Annotated in this window: 22 protein-coding genes; 7 read left to right on the forward strand and 15 right to left on the reverse strand. The window is 52.8% G+C overall.

The genetic code is table 11. The features are described 5' to 3' along the window. Position 1: 1 nt before the first annotated feature. Positions 2–1,378 carry a DNA (cytosine-5-)-methyltransferase gene (gene dcm, locus P2R09_RS10065; protein WP_275769262.1) on the reverse strand — a complete coding sequence of 459 codons (1,377 nt, stop codon included), beginning with the start codon at positions 1,376–1,378 and terminating at the stop codon, positions 2–4. Positions 1,379–1,568: 190 nt separating this feature from the next. Here dcm and vsr point away from each other — a divergent pair, with 190 nt between their 5' ends. The 5 genes from vsr (at position 1,569) to P2R09_RS10090 (ending at position 3,829) form a co-directional block, all read left to right on the forward strand. Next, positions 1,569–2,048, forward strand: coding sequence for a DNA mismatch endonuclease Vsr (gene vsr, locus P2R09_RS10070; protein ID WP_003854438.1), 480 nt, complete (start codon positions 1,569–1,571; stop codon positions 2,046–2,048). A 51-nt stretch (positions 2,049–2,099) separates the two neighbouring features. Then, on the forward strand, positions 2,100–2,375 hold the full coding sequence (locus tag P2R09_RS10075; RefSeq protein WP_003854439.1) for a hypothetical protein: 276 nt from the start codon (positions 2,100–2,102) through the stop codon (positions 2,373–2,375). Positions 2,376–2,386: 11 nt separating this feature from the next. Next, positions 2,387–3,298 (forward strand): DUF808 family protein, encoded by a 912-nt coding sequence (locus P2R09_RS10080; protein WP_275769263.1) that lies wholly within the window; start codon positions 2,387–2,389, stop codon positions 3,296–3,298. A 33-nt stretch (positions 3,299–3,331) separates the two neighbouring features. Next, a complete protein-coding gene (locus P2R09_RS10085) occupies positions 3,332–3,463 on the forward strand; it encodes a hypothetical protein (protein WP_275769266.1) in 132 nt (43 codons plus the stop codon). A 189-nt stretch (positions 3,464–3,652) separates the two neighbouring features. After that, positions 3,653–3,829 (forward strand): hypothetical protein, encoded by a 177-nt coding sequence (locus P2R09_RS10090; RefSeq protein ID WP_003854445.1) that lies wholly within the window; start codon positions 3,653–3,655, stop codon positions 3,827–3,829. Positions 3,830–3,914: 85 nt separating this feature from the next. On the opposite strand, the gene P2R09_RS10095 is transcribed toward P2R09_RS10090, so the two are convergent. The 3 genes from P2R09_RS10095 to P2R09_RS10105 form a co-directional block, all read right to left on the reverse strand. Continuing rightward, positions 3,915–5,135 (reverse strand): glycosyl transferase, encoded by a 1,221-nt coding sequence (locus tag P2R09_RS10095; RefSeq protein ID WP_003854447.1) that lies wholly within the window; start codon positions 5,133–5,135, stop codon positions 3,915–3,917. A 30-nt stretch (positions 5,136–5,165) separates the two neighbouring features. Continuing rightward, entirely contained in the window at positions 5,166–5,957 is a 792-nt protein-coding gene (locus tag P2R09_RS10100) for a mannosyl-3-phosphoglycerate phosphatase-related protein (RefSeq protein ID WP_275769270.1), read from the reverse strand. A 369-nt stretch (positions 5,958–6,326) separates the two neighbouring features. Continuing rightward, positions 6,327–6,545, reverse strand: a complete 219-nt coding sequence (locus P2R09_RS10105) for a DUF2525 domain-containing protein (protein WP_008926884.1) — start codon at positions 6,543–6,545, stop codon at positions 6,327–6,329. 316 nt (positions 6,546–6,861) lie between these two features. On the opposite strand from P2R09_RS10105, the gene P2R09_RS10110 reads away from it, so the two are divergent. Together P2R09_RS10110 and dsrB are read left to right on the forward strand one after the other, a co-directional pair. Next, positions 6,862–7,020, forward strand: coding sequence for a YqaE/Pmp3 family membrane protein (locus tag P2R09_RS10110; protein ID WP_003854456.1), 159 nt, complete (start codon positions 6,862–6,864; stop codon positions 7,018–7,020). A 62-nt stretch (positions 7,021–7,082) separates the two neighbouring features. Continuing rightward, positions 7,083–7,277 (forward strand): protein DsrB, encoded by a 195-nt coding sequence (gene dsrB / locus P2R09_RS10115; RefSeq protein WP_008926883.1) that lies wholly within the window; start codon positions 7,083–7,085, stop codon positions 7,275–7,277. A gap of 107 nt (positions 7,278–7,384) precedes the next feature. On the opposite strand, the gene P2R09_RS10120 is transcribed toward dsrB, so the two are convergent. The 11 genes from P2R09_RS10120 to fliJ all read right to left on the reverse strand — a co-directional run bounded on the left by P2R09_RS10120 (position 7,385) and on the right by fliJ (position 16,445). Then, positions 7,385–9,091, reverse strand: a complete 1,707-nt coding sequence (locus tag P2R09_RS10120) for a methyl-accepting chemotaxis protein (RefSeq protein ID WP_275769276.1) — start codon at positions 9,089–9,091, stop codon at positions 7,385–7,387. Positions 9,092–9,232: 141 nt separating this feature from the next. Beyond that, positions 9,233–9,868, reverse strand: a complete 636-nt coding sequence (rcsA, locus tag P2R09_RS10125; protein ID WP_008926881.1) for a transcriptional regulator RcsA — start codon at positions 9,866–9,868, stop codon at positions 9,233–9,235. A 624-nt stretch (positions 9,869–10,492) separates the two neighbouring features. After that, positions 10,493–11,278: a flagellar biosynthetic protein FliR gene (gene fliR, locus P2R09_RS10130; protein ID WP_008926880.1), complete on the reverse strand. Its 786-nt coding sequence runs from the start codon at positions 11,276–11,278 to the stop codon at positions 10,493–10,495. Beyond that, the gene (gene fliQ, locus P2R09_RS10135) at positions 11,278–11,547 is read right to left on the reverse strand and encodes a flagellar biosynthesis protein FliQ (protein ID WP_003854466.1); all 270 of its coding nucleotides are present in this window, start codon (positions 11,545–11,547) and stop codon (positions 11,278–11,280) included. The genes fliR and fliQ overlap by 1 nt, the downstream gene beginning before the upstream one ends. A gap of 26 nt (positions 11,548–11,573) precedes the next feature. Continuing rightward, positions 11,574–12,305 carry a flagellar type III secretion system pore protein FliP gene (gene fliP / locus P2R09_RS10140; RefSeq protein WP_275770672.1) on the reverse strand — a complete coding sequence of 244 codons (732 nt, stop codon included), beginning with the start codon at positions 12,303–12,305 and terminating at the stop codon, positions 11,574–11,576. Continuing rightward, positions 12,305–12,703, reverse strand: a complete 399-nt coding sequence (gene fliO / locus P2R09_RS10145; protein ID WP_003854470.1) for a flagellar biosynthetic protein FliO — start codon at positions 12,701–12,703, stop codon at positions 12,305–12,307. Before fliO ends, fliP begins: the two co-directional genes overlap by 1 nt. A 10-nt stretch (positions 12,704–12,713) precedes the next feature. Further along, the gene (gene fliN, locus P2R09_RS10150) at positions 12,714–13,121 is read right to left on the reverse strand and encodes a flagellar motor switch protein FliN (RefSeq protein ID WP_008926879.1); all 408 of its coding nucleotides are present in this window, start codon (positions 13,119–13,121) and stop codon (positions 12,714–12,716) included. After that, positions 13,114–14,121 carry a flagellar motor switch protein FliM gene (gene fliM, locus P2R09_RS10155; protein WP_003854473.1) on the reverse strand — a complete coding sequence of 336 codons (1,008 nt, stop codon included), beginning with the start codon at positions 14,119–14,121 and terminating at the stop codon, positions 13,114–13,116. The genes fliN and fliM overlap by 8 nt, the downstream gene beginning before the upstream one ends. A gap of 4 nt (positions 14,122–14,125) precedes the next feature. Beyond that, positions 14,126–14,611, reverse strand: coding sequence for a flagellar basal body-associated protein FliL (gene fliL / locus P2R09_RS10160; RefSeq protein WP_008926878.1), 486 nt, complete (start codon positions 14,609–14,611; stop codon positions 14,126–14,128). A 128-nt stretch (positions 14,612–14,739) separates the two neighbouring features. Further along, positions 14,740–16,005: a flagellar hook-length control protein FliK gene (locus P2R09_RS10165; protein WP_275769301.1), complete on the reverse strand. Its 1,266-nt coding sequence runs from the start codon at positions 16,003–16,005 to the stop codon at positions 14,740–14,742. After that, a complete protein-coding gene (gene fliJ, locus P2R09_RS10170; protein WP_003854478.1) occupies positions 16,002–16,445 on the reverse strand; it encodes a flagellar export protein FliJ in 444 nt (147 codons plus the stop codon). The genes P2R09_RS10165 and fliJ overlap by 4 nt, the downstream gene beginning before the upstream one ends. Positions 16,446–16,454: the final 9 nt, after the last annotated feature.

Genomic DNA, 16,454 nt, shown 5'->3' on the forward strand with positions numbered 1-16,454 from the left:
ATTACGATTTCAGCTGACGAATATGTGGCAGCAGCAACTGCGCGACTGCCGCAAACACCGGCACAACCACCGAGTTCCCAAACTGTTTATAAGCCTGCGTATCCGAGACCGGAATGCGGAACGGCTCACGGCCTGGCACATCGAAGCCCATCAGACGGGCGCACTCGCGCGGGGAGAGACGACGTGGCCGTCGTGCCATGTTCTCCGCATCCTGAAACGCTGCTTCGCCAGGAGCGCTGTCCCAGCCGCGGTCGATCAGAATTTCTGAGCCATCTTTATAGTACCGTGCCGACAGCGTTCGCACACAGCAATCAGGATTACGCGGATCGTTAAGACCAAAACCAAAGCCATTGCCTTTCGCTTTGTGTTTTTTCGCATACTGGTAGAGGTAGCGCCATAACACCGGCGACAGAATATATTTGTCGTCTGGCGCGGGCTCCAGCAGGCTCTGCAGGCTGGGCACCTGCGCCGGATAGAAACGGCGGATGTCGCGTAGCGTAAAGTCCTGCTTCTTCAGGTCGCGGCGGATACCCACCAGCACAATGCGTTCGCGATGCTGTGGCAGAAAGTGACGCGCGTCGATCACTTTGGCATCCGGACTACCGGCTCCGGCATCGGCCACGTCATAGCCCAGCTCATCCAGCGTCTCCATGATAATGGCGAAGGTGCGGCCTTTATCATGGCTCTTAAGGTTTTTCACATTCTCCAGCACAAAGAACGGTGGCTTCTTGGCGGCCAGAATACGGGCGACATCGAAAAACAGTGTGCCCTGCACCTGGCATTCAAAACCGTGCGCGCGGCCCAGCGCATTTTTCTTGCTGACGCCCGCCAGCGAAAAGGGCTGGCAGGGAAAACCCGCCAGCAGTACCTGATGATCAGGGATCGCCGCATCAATCGCGCGGTAAATCGCATCGTCATCGGTCAGACCTTCCGGCTGGGTAACCTGACGGATATCGGTATTAAAGTGATGCTCCAGCGGATCGCTGTAGTGATTGGCTTTGTAAGTGCGAACCGCCTCTTTATTCCATTCACTGGTGAAGACGCACTTGCCGCCAATTGCCTCGAATCCTTTACGAATGCCGCCAATCCCGGCAAAAAGATCGATGAAACGAAACTCAGGATTATCATAATGGGCCGGTCGGGTCGGCAGCAGACTTTGCAACAGCGACAGCTCCGCCTCGCACAACGGCGGCAAGGCGCTTTTACCCTGACGTATCCGGTTCAGCAGTGATGGCGTCCAGCAGGAAAACCCTGCCTGATGAAGGCGGGCCGTAAGATCACGAACTGAATAGATTGCCAGCACCTGCTGAACGAGATCAGACGCGTCAGCAGATGAGGGTGCAGCAGAGAGTGGGGCAGCGAGAGCGGCGGAATGCATGCGTTTTTCCTTAACAGTAAGGCGCCTATGCTATCACTCCAGACGCTATGAGGAAATTGCCGGGATGAGCCCCATGTCAGCGCCCCGGAAAGTTCTGTTTTTGCGGCATACTCTCCGAAGTCATCCGGCGACAGCTTTCGCTTTTCGTGGTGCAGACTAAAGTTACAGAACCAGCAAAAAAGGAGAGGTTATGGCTGATGTTCACTCCAGCGAAACGCGCAGCAAAAATATGCGTGCTATTCGCGCTCAGGATACGGCCATTGAGCAACGTATTGCACTGTTGCTGAAAGACCGGGGATTCAGCTTTCGCGTGCAGGATAAAAACCTGCCGGGTCGGCCTGATTTCGTTCTGACAGAACAGCAGGCAATTATCTTTGTTCATGGCTGTTTCTGGCATCGCCATCACTGCTATCTGTTTAAGATGCCGGCGACGCGAACAGAGTTCTGGACCGGCAAAATAAACAGCAATGTTGAACGTGATCGGCGCTATGTGCGCCAGCTGCAGGAAGGCGGCTGGAAAGTACTGATCATCTGGGAGTGTGCGCTACGGGGCAAACTGCGCCTCACGGATCAGGATCTGCTGGAACGGCTGGAGGAGTGGCTGATGGCGATGTCGGAGAGTGCCGAGGTCGACCATCAGGGTATTCATCATTACAACGCTGATTGCTAATCAGGAACATAATTGGTTAGATCTGCGCTTTCTCCGTGGCCAGGAGCCTAAATGAGCAGCATAAAACTGACGGTAAAACGCCTCTATCAGATTCGTGACGAGCGGATGGTTAATACCAAAGCGACTGCGCGGGTCTACTGCGGTGACAGGCTTATTGCCACGGAGGAGATTACCGGCATGACCGAAAGCCCGGTCAGCAAATATTTGCATGCTGAAGGCAAAGCAGGTGAGACGGTACGGGTGGAGTGGGATTGTGAGGGCATCGCAGAGATGACCGTTACGGAAATTGAGCGCTGCCCATGTTGTCAACATAACGAACCAGACTAAGGATAAGAATTTTGGCAGGCACCAGTTTACTGACTTTACTTGATGATATTGCAACACTTCTGGACGATATTTCCGTCATGGGGAAAGTGGCGGCAAAAAAAACCGCTGGCGTACTGGGCGACGATCTGTCGCTGAATGCACAGCAGGTAACCGGCGTAAAAGCCAATCGTGAGCTGCCTGTGGTCTGGGGCGTTGCCAAGGGCTCGTTCCTTAACAAACTGATCTTGGTGCCCATGGCGCTGGTCATTTCTGCGTTTGCGCCCTGGCTTATCACGCCGCTGCTGATGATTGGCGGGGCCTATCTCTGTTACGAAGGCGTTGAAAAGGTCATGCACACGCTACAACAGGACAAGCAGAGCAAATCACCGGAAGCGCGCAAGCAGCGACTTGACTCACTGGCTAAAGAGAATGCGGCAGAGTTCGAGAAGAAGAAGATCAAAGGCGCGGTGCGCACTGATTTCATTCTCTCTGCTGAAATTGTCGCGATCACCTTAGGGATTGTGTCGGAAGCACCGCTGCTTAACCAGGTGATTATTCTGGCGGGCATCGCGATTCTGGTCACCATTGGCGTGTACGGCATCGTGGCCGCCATCGTAAAAATTGATGACCTTGGCTTCTGGCTGCGTGAAAAAACCTCGCGGCTTGCGCAGGGCATCGGCAGCGTGCTGCTGGCTGCAGCGCCCTGGTTGATGAAGATTCTTTCAGTGGTCGCCACCATCGCGATGTTCCTTGTGGGTGGTGGCATCGTGGTGCATGGCATTGCACCGTTGCATCACCTCATCGGGCAAGTCAGCAGCGGCTTTAGCGGCTGGATCGCCATGCTCCTGAGTAATGGCGCAAACCTGGTGCTTGGTTTCATCATTGGGTCGATCGTGCTGTTAGTGGTTAACCTTATTGCCAGAGTGCGCGGAAAATCGGTATAAAGCGCACTGTGATTTACGGTCAGGAGAATGACGATGAACGACGACATTTTTGAATTTGATATCGACGCACAACTTGAGCAGGCTGAAGCGAAAGCGGAGAAAAAAGCCAGCGAAGTGCCGGATGATCTCGGCGACGAAGCCGATTGCGAAGGCTGTAAAATCTGACGTCAGCGTCAAGACCTCACTAAAGCGGATAAGTTTTTTATCCGCTTTTTTTATTTTCCGCATATCCAGCTGATTAATTCCGAATTTGCCCTTTTTTTGCGTGCCTTAACAGGCAGGAACCTTCTTTGCCTGCTATAAAGAAAATAGTCACTCAGGTTAATAACACACAGGTAATCAAAGGAGCGCAATATGGTTTTCGCAATCAGTGAAGAAGTGCAGCACAAGGAACAGGGACAGACGATGGTGGTGACCGGCTTCGCGAGTGGCATGGTGGAATGCCGCTGGTACGACGGTTATGCTGTGCGCAGTGAAGCCTTTCGTAGTGATGAGCTGAGCGCCCTGAATCCTGAGCAACTGGCGAGCTGACAGCATACAGGCCTGTGGGTCCAGTGACCCGCCAGGCCCGCTTAAAGTTTATTGATGGCCCGGCACGTCCCTGTGCCGTCCTGTTTCAGACATTCCCGTCGTTATCCTCTTCAACTGCCTGATAGATACGCTGCAGCACGTCCGGGAAAGCAGACTGGACACGGCTCCAGCTCGGTATAAACGGCTTATCGTTAGGTCGCTCAATAAAAGCCTGGCCCGCTTCCAGAATGGACTGGGTAAACATCTCTACTGCTGCCTCTTCCACATGCTGATCAAACTTCAGCCCGTTCATCGCCGCCTCATGGTTATAGGTCTCCATCATATCCAGCGCATTACGGTAATAGGTTGCCTTCAGCACACGAAACGAGTCGCTGGTAAGTGGCACACCCATGGTGGCGAGCTTACGCAGCAGTGACTGGACGATATCGCTGCTCATACGCTTCAGGCCGCCGGTGCCATCATCTTCCGCCAGAGGCTGATGCTTGTGATCGTAATTATCGGCGATTTCCACCTGGCACGACTGACGGGTGGTGTAGTTACGGTAAATCTCAGACAGCACACCAATCTCAAGCCCCCAGTCGCCGGGGATTTTAATGCCGTTCAGCACATGGGTTCGCATAGCGAACTCGCCGGAGAGCGGATAGCGGAAGCTTGACAGATAATCCAGATATTCAGAATGGCCATAGACTTTCTGCAGCGAGCGCAGCAGCGGCCCGACCAGCAGACGGCCTACGCGGCCATTAAGCTTGCCATCCGCAACCCGCGCATAGAAACCCTTGCAGAATTCATACTGAAACGCCGGGTTTGCCAGCGGGTAAAGCAGACGGGCCAGCATGCCGCGCTCATAGGTGACAATATCGCAGTCATGCAACGCCACACAGCTGGTGCGGTCCGACGCCAGGGTATAACCGGTACAAAACCAGACATTGCGGCCTTTACCCGGATTGGTGGGTGACAGACCCTCTTTGTCCAGTTCCGCATCGATCGCCTTGAGGCGTGGGCCATCGTTCCACAGAATGCGATGCCGTTGCGGCAGACGGGAGAAGAATTCCCGGGCAAACAGGAACTGGTCGCGGTCGGCGCGGTCCAGACCAATCACGATTTCATCCAGATAAGGCACTTTAGCCAGTTCATCAACGATTTTTGTCAGCGCCGGGCCTTCAAGTTCGGAAAATAGCGATGGCAGGATCAGCCCCATTTTGCGTTTGCGGGCAAAGCGTACCATCTCTTTTTCCAGCGACTCCACACTGCGGTGGGTAAGGTTGTGGAAGTTAGTGATTACGCCATTCTGGTAAAAGTCACTCATCGCATCATCCTTTTAATGCCCGTGGGCAGCTTATTGAGATTGAGTCAGAAAATAGTCCAGCCCTTCATGCCAGCCTTCAGGGCCATGATGAGCCGTGTGATAAACCTGAGCAGGGTCTGTCCGGCTGAGTGTCACCGGCGTTTTACTGTAGCCTTTAATCACCACGGCATAATCAACCGCATCCAGCATCGGGGCATCATTAGGCCCGTCGCCCAGACCGATTGTGGTGCGTGTCTCTCCGGGGAAGTGATCCAGCAGCCAGCGCAGCGCTTCGCCTTTACCGCTCCCGGCGGGAAGGACATGCCAGAAACGCCCGCCCTGGGTCAGCGCAAGACCTTCAGCGCGCAGTGTGTCATGAAAACGGTCAAAGGCTTCGTCACTGTCGCGCCAGACAATGACTTCAGAAGCGTCGCGCTGACGGGACAGCGCTGATTCCGCTTCGCTTAATCCAGTCATTGAGGCAACCTCCGGATCAGAGAAGTCATGAAAACCGGTAAAGCGAAATTCTTTTTTTAAAGCAGCCAGACGAAGACAGAGGTTGTCATAAGTCAGCGTATTATCAGGCAGGCGAATCCGCTGTTGATCCTGTGTCTGTATCACGGCGCCATTCTCAGCAATAAACGGCGAACCGCTGATGCCGAGCCTTTTTTGCAGCGGAATAATCTCGGCTGCCGTTTTGCTGGAACAGATCACCAGCGGAACCGCATGGTGATTCAGGGTGGTGAGCCACTCGGTGGCCGCATCCCAGCGATAGGTATGATGGTCTAGTAGTGAACCATCCAGATCGGTAATAACCATTAACGGCTGGTGGAGATCGGGCATTTACAGGCTCCTTACATCACGTTCGCGACTAAAGCGGCGATTTTTCAATATTATAGTTGAATATGGCTCACACTTTTTTTCCTGTGCCATTGGCCTGAAATCCAGGATAATTCTTAAAACCAGGCCGCAATAACCAGATGGATGCATGAAGTGTGCGGGGGCGCAATGACCAGCTGGCGCGGTGTTTCCGGTAACATTTTTTCCATATCTGTCTGACATGTTGCAAAAATGTGCATATCTGATGCTTGTTTCAATTCAGGGATAGGGTAATCTGCAGAGGTGTTAAGAATTCCCTGGTGTAACGAATGAATTTTTTACCCGGCCTTCCCGCCGGGTATTTTTTTGAAATCGATTTCAGCCATCAAATTCTCAGGCGCGATAATTCGAAATGTCGATCTCAAACGCCTCTGCCAGTTCGGTGTAGGAGTGAAAAACCCGGCCTTCAACTTCCACCCGTGGCTGCTGGTCCTGATCCATATACTCCCGAATCTCTCCAGACGTTCTGGCCTGAATAGCCGTTAGTAAACCCTCGATATCAACCTGTAAATCTGACGGCTGACCCTCGCTGTGCTGCATTTCGTCTTTCATTTTCTGACTCCTGAGAGCAAACAGAATATTGAGTATAGAACCTGATGCAGAGAGGCGGGGGCGGGCAAATTTCAGGCAAAAAAAAGCCCGCGCTGCGCGGGCAAAATCCTTGTTACTTTCATGTTGGCTGCACCTATTGGGCTGATGCAGTCAGAGAAGTGTATAGGCGAGTCGCGTAAGAAATCTTGCGGTAAAACGTTAAGATACTGCAAAACTTTATCCTTACTCAGATTTACCTGACTTTTTGTCCTGACAGAGCAGATTCAGCTATAGTTGATAATAAATCTGATTTTTATCAATACCTAAAGGAATGGTTATGGACATTTTACGAATTATTATTGCGATATTGCTGCCACCACTGGGCGTGTTTATGCAGGTTGGTTTTGGCGGCGCATTCTGGCTGAACATCCTGCTGACGATCTGTGGTTATATCCCGGGCATCATTCACGCCGTCTGGGTTATTGCCCGCCGGTAACGCGCTGCATTGGCACGGTTCTTCGTTTAGACTGTATTCAGGATATTATCTGGAGAACCGAAATGAAGGTAAATGACCGCGTCAGCGTTAAAACCGATGGCGGCCCCCGTCGCACAGGCAACATTCTGGCTATGGAGCCATTCAATGAAGGCACTATGTTTTTAGTGGCGCTGGAAGATTACCCATTGGGTATCTGGTTTTTTAATGAAACAAACCAGCCGGATGGCATTTTTGTAGAGCCTTGCCAGGATTCCTGAACCTGACGCGCAATAAAAAAGCCGCGTTTCCGTATACCGGAACGCGGCTTTTTGCTGTTGGTCATCCCTCGGCAGTCGTCGTCCGCCAGGAATGACTGGCGATGACCTTAGAAGGTTTCCCAGTTATCAGTACCGGTGGCGAGCGCAGGACGTGCTGCCAGTGCCGGTGTTTTGAGTGGTGCAGCAGCGCGTGGAGCCACACCTGCGGTAGCGGGGGAATCGTGCAGGCGGAATGCGGCCACCGCCTGTGTTAATTTACCGGCCTGATCTTCAAGCGAGGCTGCTGCGGCTGAAGCTTCTTCCACCAGCGAGGCGTTCTGCTGGGTAACGTTATCCATCTCGGTAACCGCCTGGCTCACCTGCTGAATGCCGCGGCTCTGTTCATCCGACGCTGCGGCAATCTCTGACATAATGTCTGTGACGCGACGGACTGCTTCTACAATTTCACCCATCGTGTTCCCGGCCGCGCCGACCTGATGCGAACCGTCATTGATCAGCGTAACCGACTCCGCTATTAAAGATTCTATCTCTTTAGCAGCCTGCGCACTGCGCTGGGCCAGACTTCGCACTTCGCTCGCTACCACCGCAAAACCACGTCCCTGTTCACCAGCCCGTGCCGCTTCAACCGCCGCGTTCAGCGCCAGGATATTGGTCTGGAACGCAATGCTATTAATGACATTGGTGATCTCAGCGATTTTCTTCGAGCTGCCGGAAATATTGGTCATGGTTTTCACGACATTATTGACCAGATCGCCTCCGCTGCGCGCTTTGCCTGAGGCATCCGCGGCGAGCTGACTGGCGTGATGCGCATTCTCGGCGTTCTGTTTCACTGTGGCGGTAAGTTGTTCCATGCTGGCTGCAGTCTGCTCCAGTGCCGCCGCCTGCTGCTCGGTACGGGACGAGAGATCGGTGTTACCCGCTGATATTTCGCTGGAACCCTGATAAATGGCCACTGCGCCTTCACGCACCGTACCGACGGTGGTCACCAGCGACTGCTGCATCATCTGCAGATTGTGGATCAGTGTACCAATCTCACTGCGACCAAAGGGCAGGGGAGCGGAGGTCAGATTGCCCTGCGCAATACGCTCGATACGCAGCACAGACTGACGCAGGGGGTTAATGACCACGCGGCGCAGGAACACAAAGGTCAGCAGCACCAGCACCAGTGCGGCACTGAACGCCACAGCCATTGAGATAAAGCCGATGCGCGATTGCTGATCCGCTTCAGCGGTAATGGCATTGGCGCGGTCAGTACGAATCTTGATCGCTTTGAGTAATACCGCGTTGTACTCGTCATCCAGCTTGCGGGTAACGTCCGTCTCCTGAGCGATAATGCCCTCAAAACTGCCCTGTTTACCGGAATCGATCATCGGTATCAGGCCTTTATTGATGTAATTGTTGAAGCGGGTCTGCAGTGTGGCGTCCAGTTCAACGTCTGCTGGCGTCTTCACTACACGCGCCATATAGACCGCAAACCCCTGCTTTGCCTGTTGAATACGTTTTTCAGCGGCGGCGATATTGGCACGAAAATCGTCCATTTCGCCGATACGTGCGGCGGCACCGGCCTGAATAATGGTCAGTCGCGCAGTGCGCAGGTGGTTTGAACTGTTAGAGAGGCCCATACGAACCTGAATTTCGTCCGTGGCATCATCAAGTGAGTGGTTGCTTAAAATCAGAAAGTAACTGGCGACACCAATGCAGAGTGCGAACAGCAGCAAAATGCCGCCGAAGATCAGGCTAAACAGCGGCACCAGGCGGAGATTTTGCCAGATGCCAGCGCTTTTCTGTCCATCATTATCTAATGCAGTGTTCATATCCTTGCTCTCTTGAGGCTGTTGTTATAAGGCATAACATCGGCAAAAGAGCGAAAAAGGTTAGCAGTAAGAATGAGACATGGATCGCAATTTAGTGCAAAAAAAAACCGGCCATAGCGGCCGGTTCTTCAGGATTTACGTTCAGCGAATATTAACGTAAATACCCGAGGTCACATTATCGGTCAAACGCACCACATGATAAATAACCTGCTTATTATGGGTTTTGATTTTGCGTTTAATATTACCTTTGTGTGACGATACTGTTTTAGCCTTAATTTGCATTTTATCTGAGATCTGGATGGTATCATGACCTGACATCCACATCTTCAGCATGTTTGACTCAGTCTGGCTCAACGTTAATGGATGAACATCCATGCCTGAAGAGATGCGTGCAGACTGGTTAAGCTTCTTCTGCAAATAGGTGCCGAGTAAGGAGTCCAGGGTCGATGTCTTCATCGATTTTGATGTAATAATCAGGTTCTTACGAACGTAGAGATATTCCTCAAAATGGATATTGCTAATCGCCATGAATATAAAGAACAGCGTGTCCGGATGCTGCGTAATAATACTGCGAATACGTTCACTGGAATCTGACTCATGAATGAAACAATCTTCATTAATAAAGACGACACCAGGATTTAATTGCTCACATTTCTGCTGTAGTTGCTCAATATCGGAGACAGAAGAGATATTTTTCTTCTTAACTCCTTTTAAAGACATATAGTCTGATAATCCCAGGCGTGTGTAGTTGCAGGAATCCATAATAATAGTTGGCATAATAGCGACCCTCACCAATTTGTTATCCGTTTAAATCAACGATGAATACGCGTTGCGGTACGAGAGAGATTTCTTAGATACTTTTTATTCTGCTCGTGCAGTTTGGCAACAGGCAACCGCCCATAAAAGTCTTCATCCCTGACCCGTTCTGCAAAAATTTTGTGCCGCCATGACGTCACACACTCTCCGACCATGGCGGGGGAGTGCCAGTGAAATGTCGGAAGCAGTAAAACGCATTTTTGAGAGCTGTATCACTATCCGCGAAAACAAAGCGTTTTCTGATAGGACAATTCTCAAAAGCATTTGTTTTACGAAAGTGTGATGTCTCAGCGTGCGTTGACAATGCCGGAAAAAACATTTTTTAACAAGAAAAATCACTTAAAGAATTTTTTCGTGTAAATACAGTGTTTTGCCGGTTTTGCCTGCACATTCACAGTCTGACCGCTTCTGTGAACCACCCGACTAAAATACGCGAAGCCCGGTTTAATAAGAATTATTTTCAGACTCTGCGCACGTTTATCAGAATTTCCTTAGTTGCATTCTTGAAAACATGGTTCTGAAGATGCATGGATGGTTTTGTGATACTTAAGTGTCGCTATGCAAAGATAGTTAGAAACTTAACGTTCAGGGACGGGATAGTTCTGTCAGGAACAGGGCGAGTAAATCAAAAATTTCACCGAACAAACGTTCACAGAACGGGGCTAGCAGGGGCATCAGCAAGCTGATGGTTAAAATTCCAACTGATAAGGTAATAGGGAAGCCAATTGCGAAGATTGATAACTGTGGTGAAACACGATTTAACAAACCCAGTACCAGATTTACCATGAGTAACAAAACGATTAAGGGCAGCGCTAACATCATGCCATTAAGGAAAATTAATCCGCCCGACTTCACCAGCGCCATAAACGCGTTGGCATTTATCGGCTCACCGCCAATCGGCAGCGTGTGAAAGCTGTCTACCAGCAACGAAATCAGCCACAGGTGCCCGTTAAAGCTCAGGAACAGCAGCATCGCCAGCATGTCGAGAAAACGGGCCAGCACCGGCATGTTCAGGCGGCTGCCGGGATCGAAAAAGGTGGCGAACGAGATGCCCATCTGCAAACCAATCACTTCCCCGGCAAGGCGCACAGCCGCAAACGCGAACTGCATGGTGAAGCCGAGGGCAATACCAATCAGCATCTGCTGAATCAGCAGCAGAAAGCCGGGAGGTGAAAACAGCGTCACATTAACAGCCGGTAACAGCGGCATGACCAGCCAGGTGATCATCACCGCCAGACCGATTTTGACACGCTTGCTGATAGATCGTTCATTGAGGATGGGAGCAGTGGCGAATAATGCCATGATGCGCACCAGAGGCCAGAAGAACTGGCTGACCCAATGAACCAGCTGGCTGCTATCGAGAGTAATCATCAGCCGATGATGTATGGCAGGTTAGTAAAGACGGTGCGGATATAATCCAGCAGCAGATTCAGCATCCACGGACCGGCAATGATACCGGTGGTGGCAACGGCCAGAATCTTAGGAATAAAGGATAAGGTCTGTTCGTTGACCTGCGTCGCCGCCTGGATCAGGCTGATCAGCAGGCCACTGACCAGGGCTGCCAGCAGCAGCGGGGCGGCCAGCATCAGGGCGACGCGCATCGCTTCCTGTCCCATTACCATTACTGATTCGGGTGTCATATGTTGCTCCGGTAAGAAAAGGGGGATCAGGAGTAGAAGCTTTGCGCCAGTGAACCGACCAGCAGTTGCCAGCCATCGACCAGAACAAACAGCATCAGTTTAAACGGCAGCGCGATAGACGCTGGCGGGACCATCATCATCCCCAGTGCCATCAGCACACTGGCAACCACAAGATCGATGATCAGGAACGGGATAAACACGGTAAAGCCAATCTGGAACGCCGTCTTCAACTCGCTGGTGACATAGGCGGGCAGTAGAATGCGCATCGGCACCGCTTCAGGGCCGGCAATCGGGGCGGTATTCGCCAGACGGGCAAACAGCGCTAAATCGGCTTCGCGGGTCTGACGCAGCATAAATTCGCGCAGTGGCTGGGCGCCTTTATCAATCGCCACATCCATGCTGATCTTGTCCTGACTGAATGGCAGATAAGCGTCCTGATAAATTTTGTCGAACGTCGGCGCCATAATAAAGAAGGTCAGAAACAGCGACAGTCCAAGCAGTACCTGGTTAGGCGGCGCCGAGGGCGTGCCAAGGGCGTTACGCAGTAAGCCAAACACGATGATGATGCGGGTAAAACTGGTCATCATCAGCAGCACGGCCGGAATAAAGGTCAGTGCAGTGATAAAAACCAGCGTCTGAACCGGCAGGGACCAGCTCTGACCGCCGTTCGGCAGTGAGTGGCTCACCAGGCCCGGCAGCTGGGCATGGGCAACCGGTGCCAGTAACAGCAGTGGCAGTGAAGGAAGCAGTCGACGCATCATTGTGGTTTTCCGGGACGTTTAACCAGGTTCTGTAACAGCTGACGAAAATCCTGTGGCGCACTGTTCACCGGCGTCACAGCGACCGGTTCACCCGGCGGCAGCGTGTGCAGATGGGTAACCTGCTGTGCGGTGACGCCCAGCACCAGACGGGCATCGGCGGTATCGATAATCACCACCCGCTCACGCTGGCCCACCGATACGCTGGCGGTGAGTTTAAGCTCCTGGCTGCTGACCTTTTTCGGCGCGAAGCCGACACGGCGCGCCAGCCAGGCGCAGGCCAGAATCAATAAGATAATCACGGCTAATACGCTGCTGACCTGAGCCAGCATAGAGCCGGTTGAGATCGCCTGAGCGTGCGGTGCAGCCGGTTGCAGCGTTTGATTCTGGCTATTCATAATGTGACTCTTAGCGACTCAGACGACGCATACGTTCAGATGGGGTGATGATGTCAGTGATGCGCACGCCATATTTGTCGTTCACCACCACAACTTCACCCTGAGCGATCAGGTAGCCGTTGATCAGAATATCAAGCGGTTCACCTGCCAGGCCATCCAGGGAGACCACCGAACCCTGCGTTAAACGCAGCAGCTCTTTAATGGTCATTTTGGTGCGACCCAGTTCCACGGTGAGTTTCACCGGGATATCCATAATCAGATCGATATCCTGCAGCGATCCAGCAACGTTGGCGCTGTCGAATGATTTGAAGACGTCGTCGGTCTGCGGCGCACTGCTGCTGCCGACCTGCTCATTCATCGCTTCAGCCCACAGATCGTCCGCAGAGATATCGTCAGACGGTTTATTACTGTCAGTCATGGGGCTGTTCCTCGTTCAGCGAATTCAAAATCGGGTTAATCAGGTGTTCGACACGGAGCGCGTACTGACCATTCATCGTGCCATATTGGCTGGTTAAGACCGGGACGCTATCGACATGGGCGATAATGCGTTCCGGCTTCTCAATCGGCAGCACATCACCGGGTTTCAGCTGCAAAATCCGTGACAGACGCAGTGAGGTTTCGGCAAAGTGAGCAATCAATTCCAGCTCAGAGTGCTGCACCTGTTTGACCAGGTTGTCGCGCCAGTGGTTATCTTCCTGACGAGAGTTTTCGAGCGGTGGGTTCACCAGCAGCTCGCGCAGCGGTTCAATCATTGAAAACGGGATGCAGATATTAAACTCACCCACCAGGTTACCAATCTCCACCTGGAACGGCGTGTTAACCACGATATCGTTCGGTGAAGTGGTGATGTTGGTGAACTTAACCTGCATCTCTGAACGTACATACTCAACGTCCAGTGGATAAATGGCTTTCCATGCGTCGCTGTAACCATCCAGCGCCAGCTTCAGCATGCGGCGAATAACGCGCTGCTCGGTATGGGTAAACTCACGGCCTTCAACTTTCGTCGGAAAACGTCCGTCGCCACCAAACAGGTTGTCGACAGCGATAAACACCAGGCTTGGTGAGAACACCACCAGTGCTGTACCACGCAACGGTTTCAGGTGGATCAGGTTCAGGTTGGTTGGCACCGGCAGATTGCGGGCAAACTCATGGTACGGCTGAATCTTGATCGCCCCGACGCTGATATCCGGGCTACGGCGCAGCAGGTTGAACAGCGCCATACGGAAACTACGGGCAAAACGCTCGTTAATAATCTCCAGCGCCTGCAAACGCTCGCGCACCACGCGGCGCTGGGTATTCGGATCGTAAGGACGAATATCGCCTTCCGGTCCGTTTTGTTTCTTTTCTTCTTCCGCGCTGCCACTGTCGCCGTTTAAAAGGGCGTCAATTTCAGCCTGGGAAAGAATGCTATCGCCCATTGATTCACCTCAAAATGAAGGCAGTAAACAGCACGTCGCTTACAGCCTGCGGAGGTTGACCTTTTACCAGCGGGGGTGTCAGCGCCTGTTTGATTTGTTCAACAAGCGCCTGCTTTCCTTGCTCTGTCGCCAGCGCCGCAGCGCTTTGACGCGAGAGCAGCAGCAGCAAACGGCTGCGCACCTCAGGCAGATAGTCATTCAACCGACGCCGGGTATCCTCATCGGCCAGACGCAGGGTAAAGCCTACGTAAAGCACGCGGTCGGGATCGTTGTCGGGATTGACCAGGTTAACCGTAAATGTATCAAGTGCAAAAAAGACCGGAGCGGGAGGCGGTTCAACTTTCGCCACCTCAGGCTTATCGCCCTCATGTTTATTCATCATTCGCCAGACTGCATAGCCTGCCGCGCTGCAAGCAGCCAGCGTCACAATGAGCAACACTGGTATTAAGAGTTTACGTTTGCGGCCTTTTGCTTTCGCGTTATCAGACATGGTTGCAGTTACTTCCTGTGAATTATGGGCAAGCCTCTCGGCTCACGGGACAGATTATCCGCGTCTTAAGTCAAACCAATGGGTAGAAAAGACGCGGGTTTTACGCTTACCTTCAGCGTTTGCCGCTGTCAGGCGAAAGTATCGACGGCGCTGTTGCCGCTAACACGAGCCTGAAGGGCGGCGGGAACGGCAATCGGCGTAATGTCGGTATCACTGTCCTGGGTGAGGGAGAAGCGGCCGTGCTGTCCATCGCGGCGCGCCTCCTGTTGTTGCTGGAATTGCTGGCCCTGCGCGGAACTGTCACTGCTCACCTGACTCTCGCCCAGGTTAATACCGCTTTCTGCCAGCGCACTGCGCAGCTGCGGTATTGCGGCTTCCAGTGCCGCTCTGACGTGGCTATGGCCGGAAACCAGATTAATTTGTGCCTGGTCGTTATCCAGTTTAAGGCTGATCTGGATAGCGCCAAGGTCTGCCGGATGTAATCGCAATTCCGCATTCTGCTGGCCGTTACGCGTGAACATCACAATCTGCTGACTCAGCGCCTGTTGCCACTCGCCGCTGCCCAGCTGTGAGTTCAGCGTTGGCGTTGACGGGGTGCTGATGGTCGCGGAGGCGGTCACCGCGGCGGGCAGGCTGCTGGCGGTGGCGACGGGCATCGCGTTGATCGTGCTATCGCTGGTGCTGGCTTTGATCGCATGATCATCCTGCTTAACCATATTGCTCAGTGCCTGCTGAAAACTGCTATCAAGCGTCAGGCCATTGCCTGTTGCACTCTGCGCGGCGGTGTTGCTCTGGCTGGCGGCAGTCGTGACGGCAGGTTTGCTTTGTGCGTCGCTTCTGACTTCAGCCTTCTCATCGTCACCTGCTTCGTGGCTCGGCTGTGCGCTGCTCAGCAGTTGCGTCAGCGACGTCTGACTTTTCCGGCCGGTGTCGGTCTGGGCAATCAGCTCGCCCGCCTCACTGCTGACTGGGTTCGAAGGCGTCGCTGTCGGTGTCACCGCACCGGGTAACATGGCGAACAACGCCTGCACATTTTGCATGTCAGTGGCGCTTAAGGGTGCCACGTCCGGCTTGTCTTTATCATCGGCTGATTTTGACCCAGCTTTAATATTTTCCGGTTTAAACAGGGCGGTCAGCGCAGCAGGATTATCCAGCGCCGCCATCAGTGCATTGAGGGGGGCTTTTACGCGGGTATCTTCGGCTGTTTCTGCTTTGGCGTCAGCGGATTGCGCCACTTTCCCATGCTGTTTAGCCAGGCCGAGCAGCTGGTTCCCCAGTGCAGTCAGAAAGTCCTTAGGCAGCGCGTCTTCACCCGCTGCAAGATCGGTTGAAACTGATGGTTCCGCGTCGGTTTTAACCGACGCTTTCATGGCAATATTTGGCAGCGTAATCATTCGCCTCTCCTCGATGCGGCCCGTTGGGCAAATTCGTCCATCCGTTTCTGATCGAGACGGTTTTCCTGTCGTAATGCATTTTCTGCTGCACGCGTTATCAGCGTCTGATAAGCGTTCAGCCGCTGCTGTTTGTCGCGCCAGTTGATCAGCGCCTGCTCCAGCCGCTGATTCCAGTTATTGAGCTGGTTACGATGCTGCTCAATCGCTTTTTCCAGCGTCTGAATAAACTGGTGATAGTTGGTCCAGCGGGTGCTGGCGATACCGGATGACATATCGTCGTTGAGCTTGTTGCGATATTCATCCTGATAATCGAGCAGCATTGTCAGCTGCTCGTTTGCGGCGTGCTGGCCGCGACGCATATCGCCTAAATAGATGGCGGCACGTTCGAGATCCTGCTCCGCGAGGTCGCGCAGCGTATCAATGGCATTTGCAGTTTTCATTGCCGTTAC

The organism is Pantoea sp. Cr_R13 (assembly GCF_029222565.1).
GTDB classification, from domain to species: Bacteria; Pseudomonadota; Gammaproteobacteria; order Enterobacterales; family Enterobacteriaceae; genus Pantoea; species Pantoea eucalypti.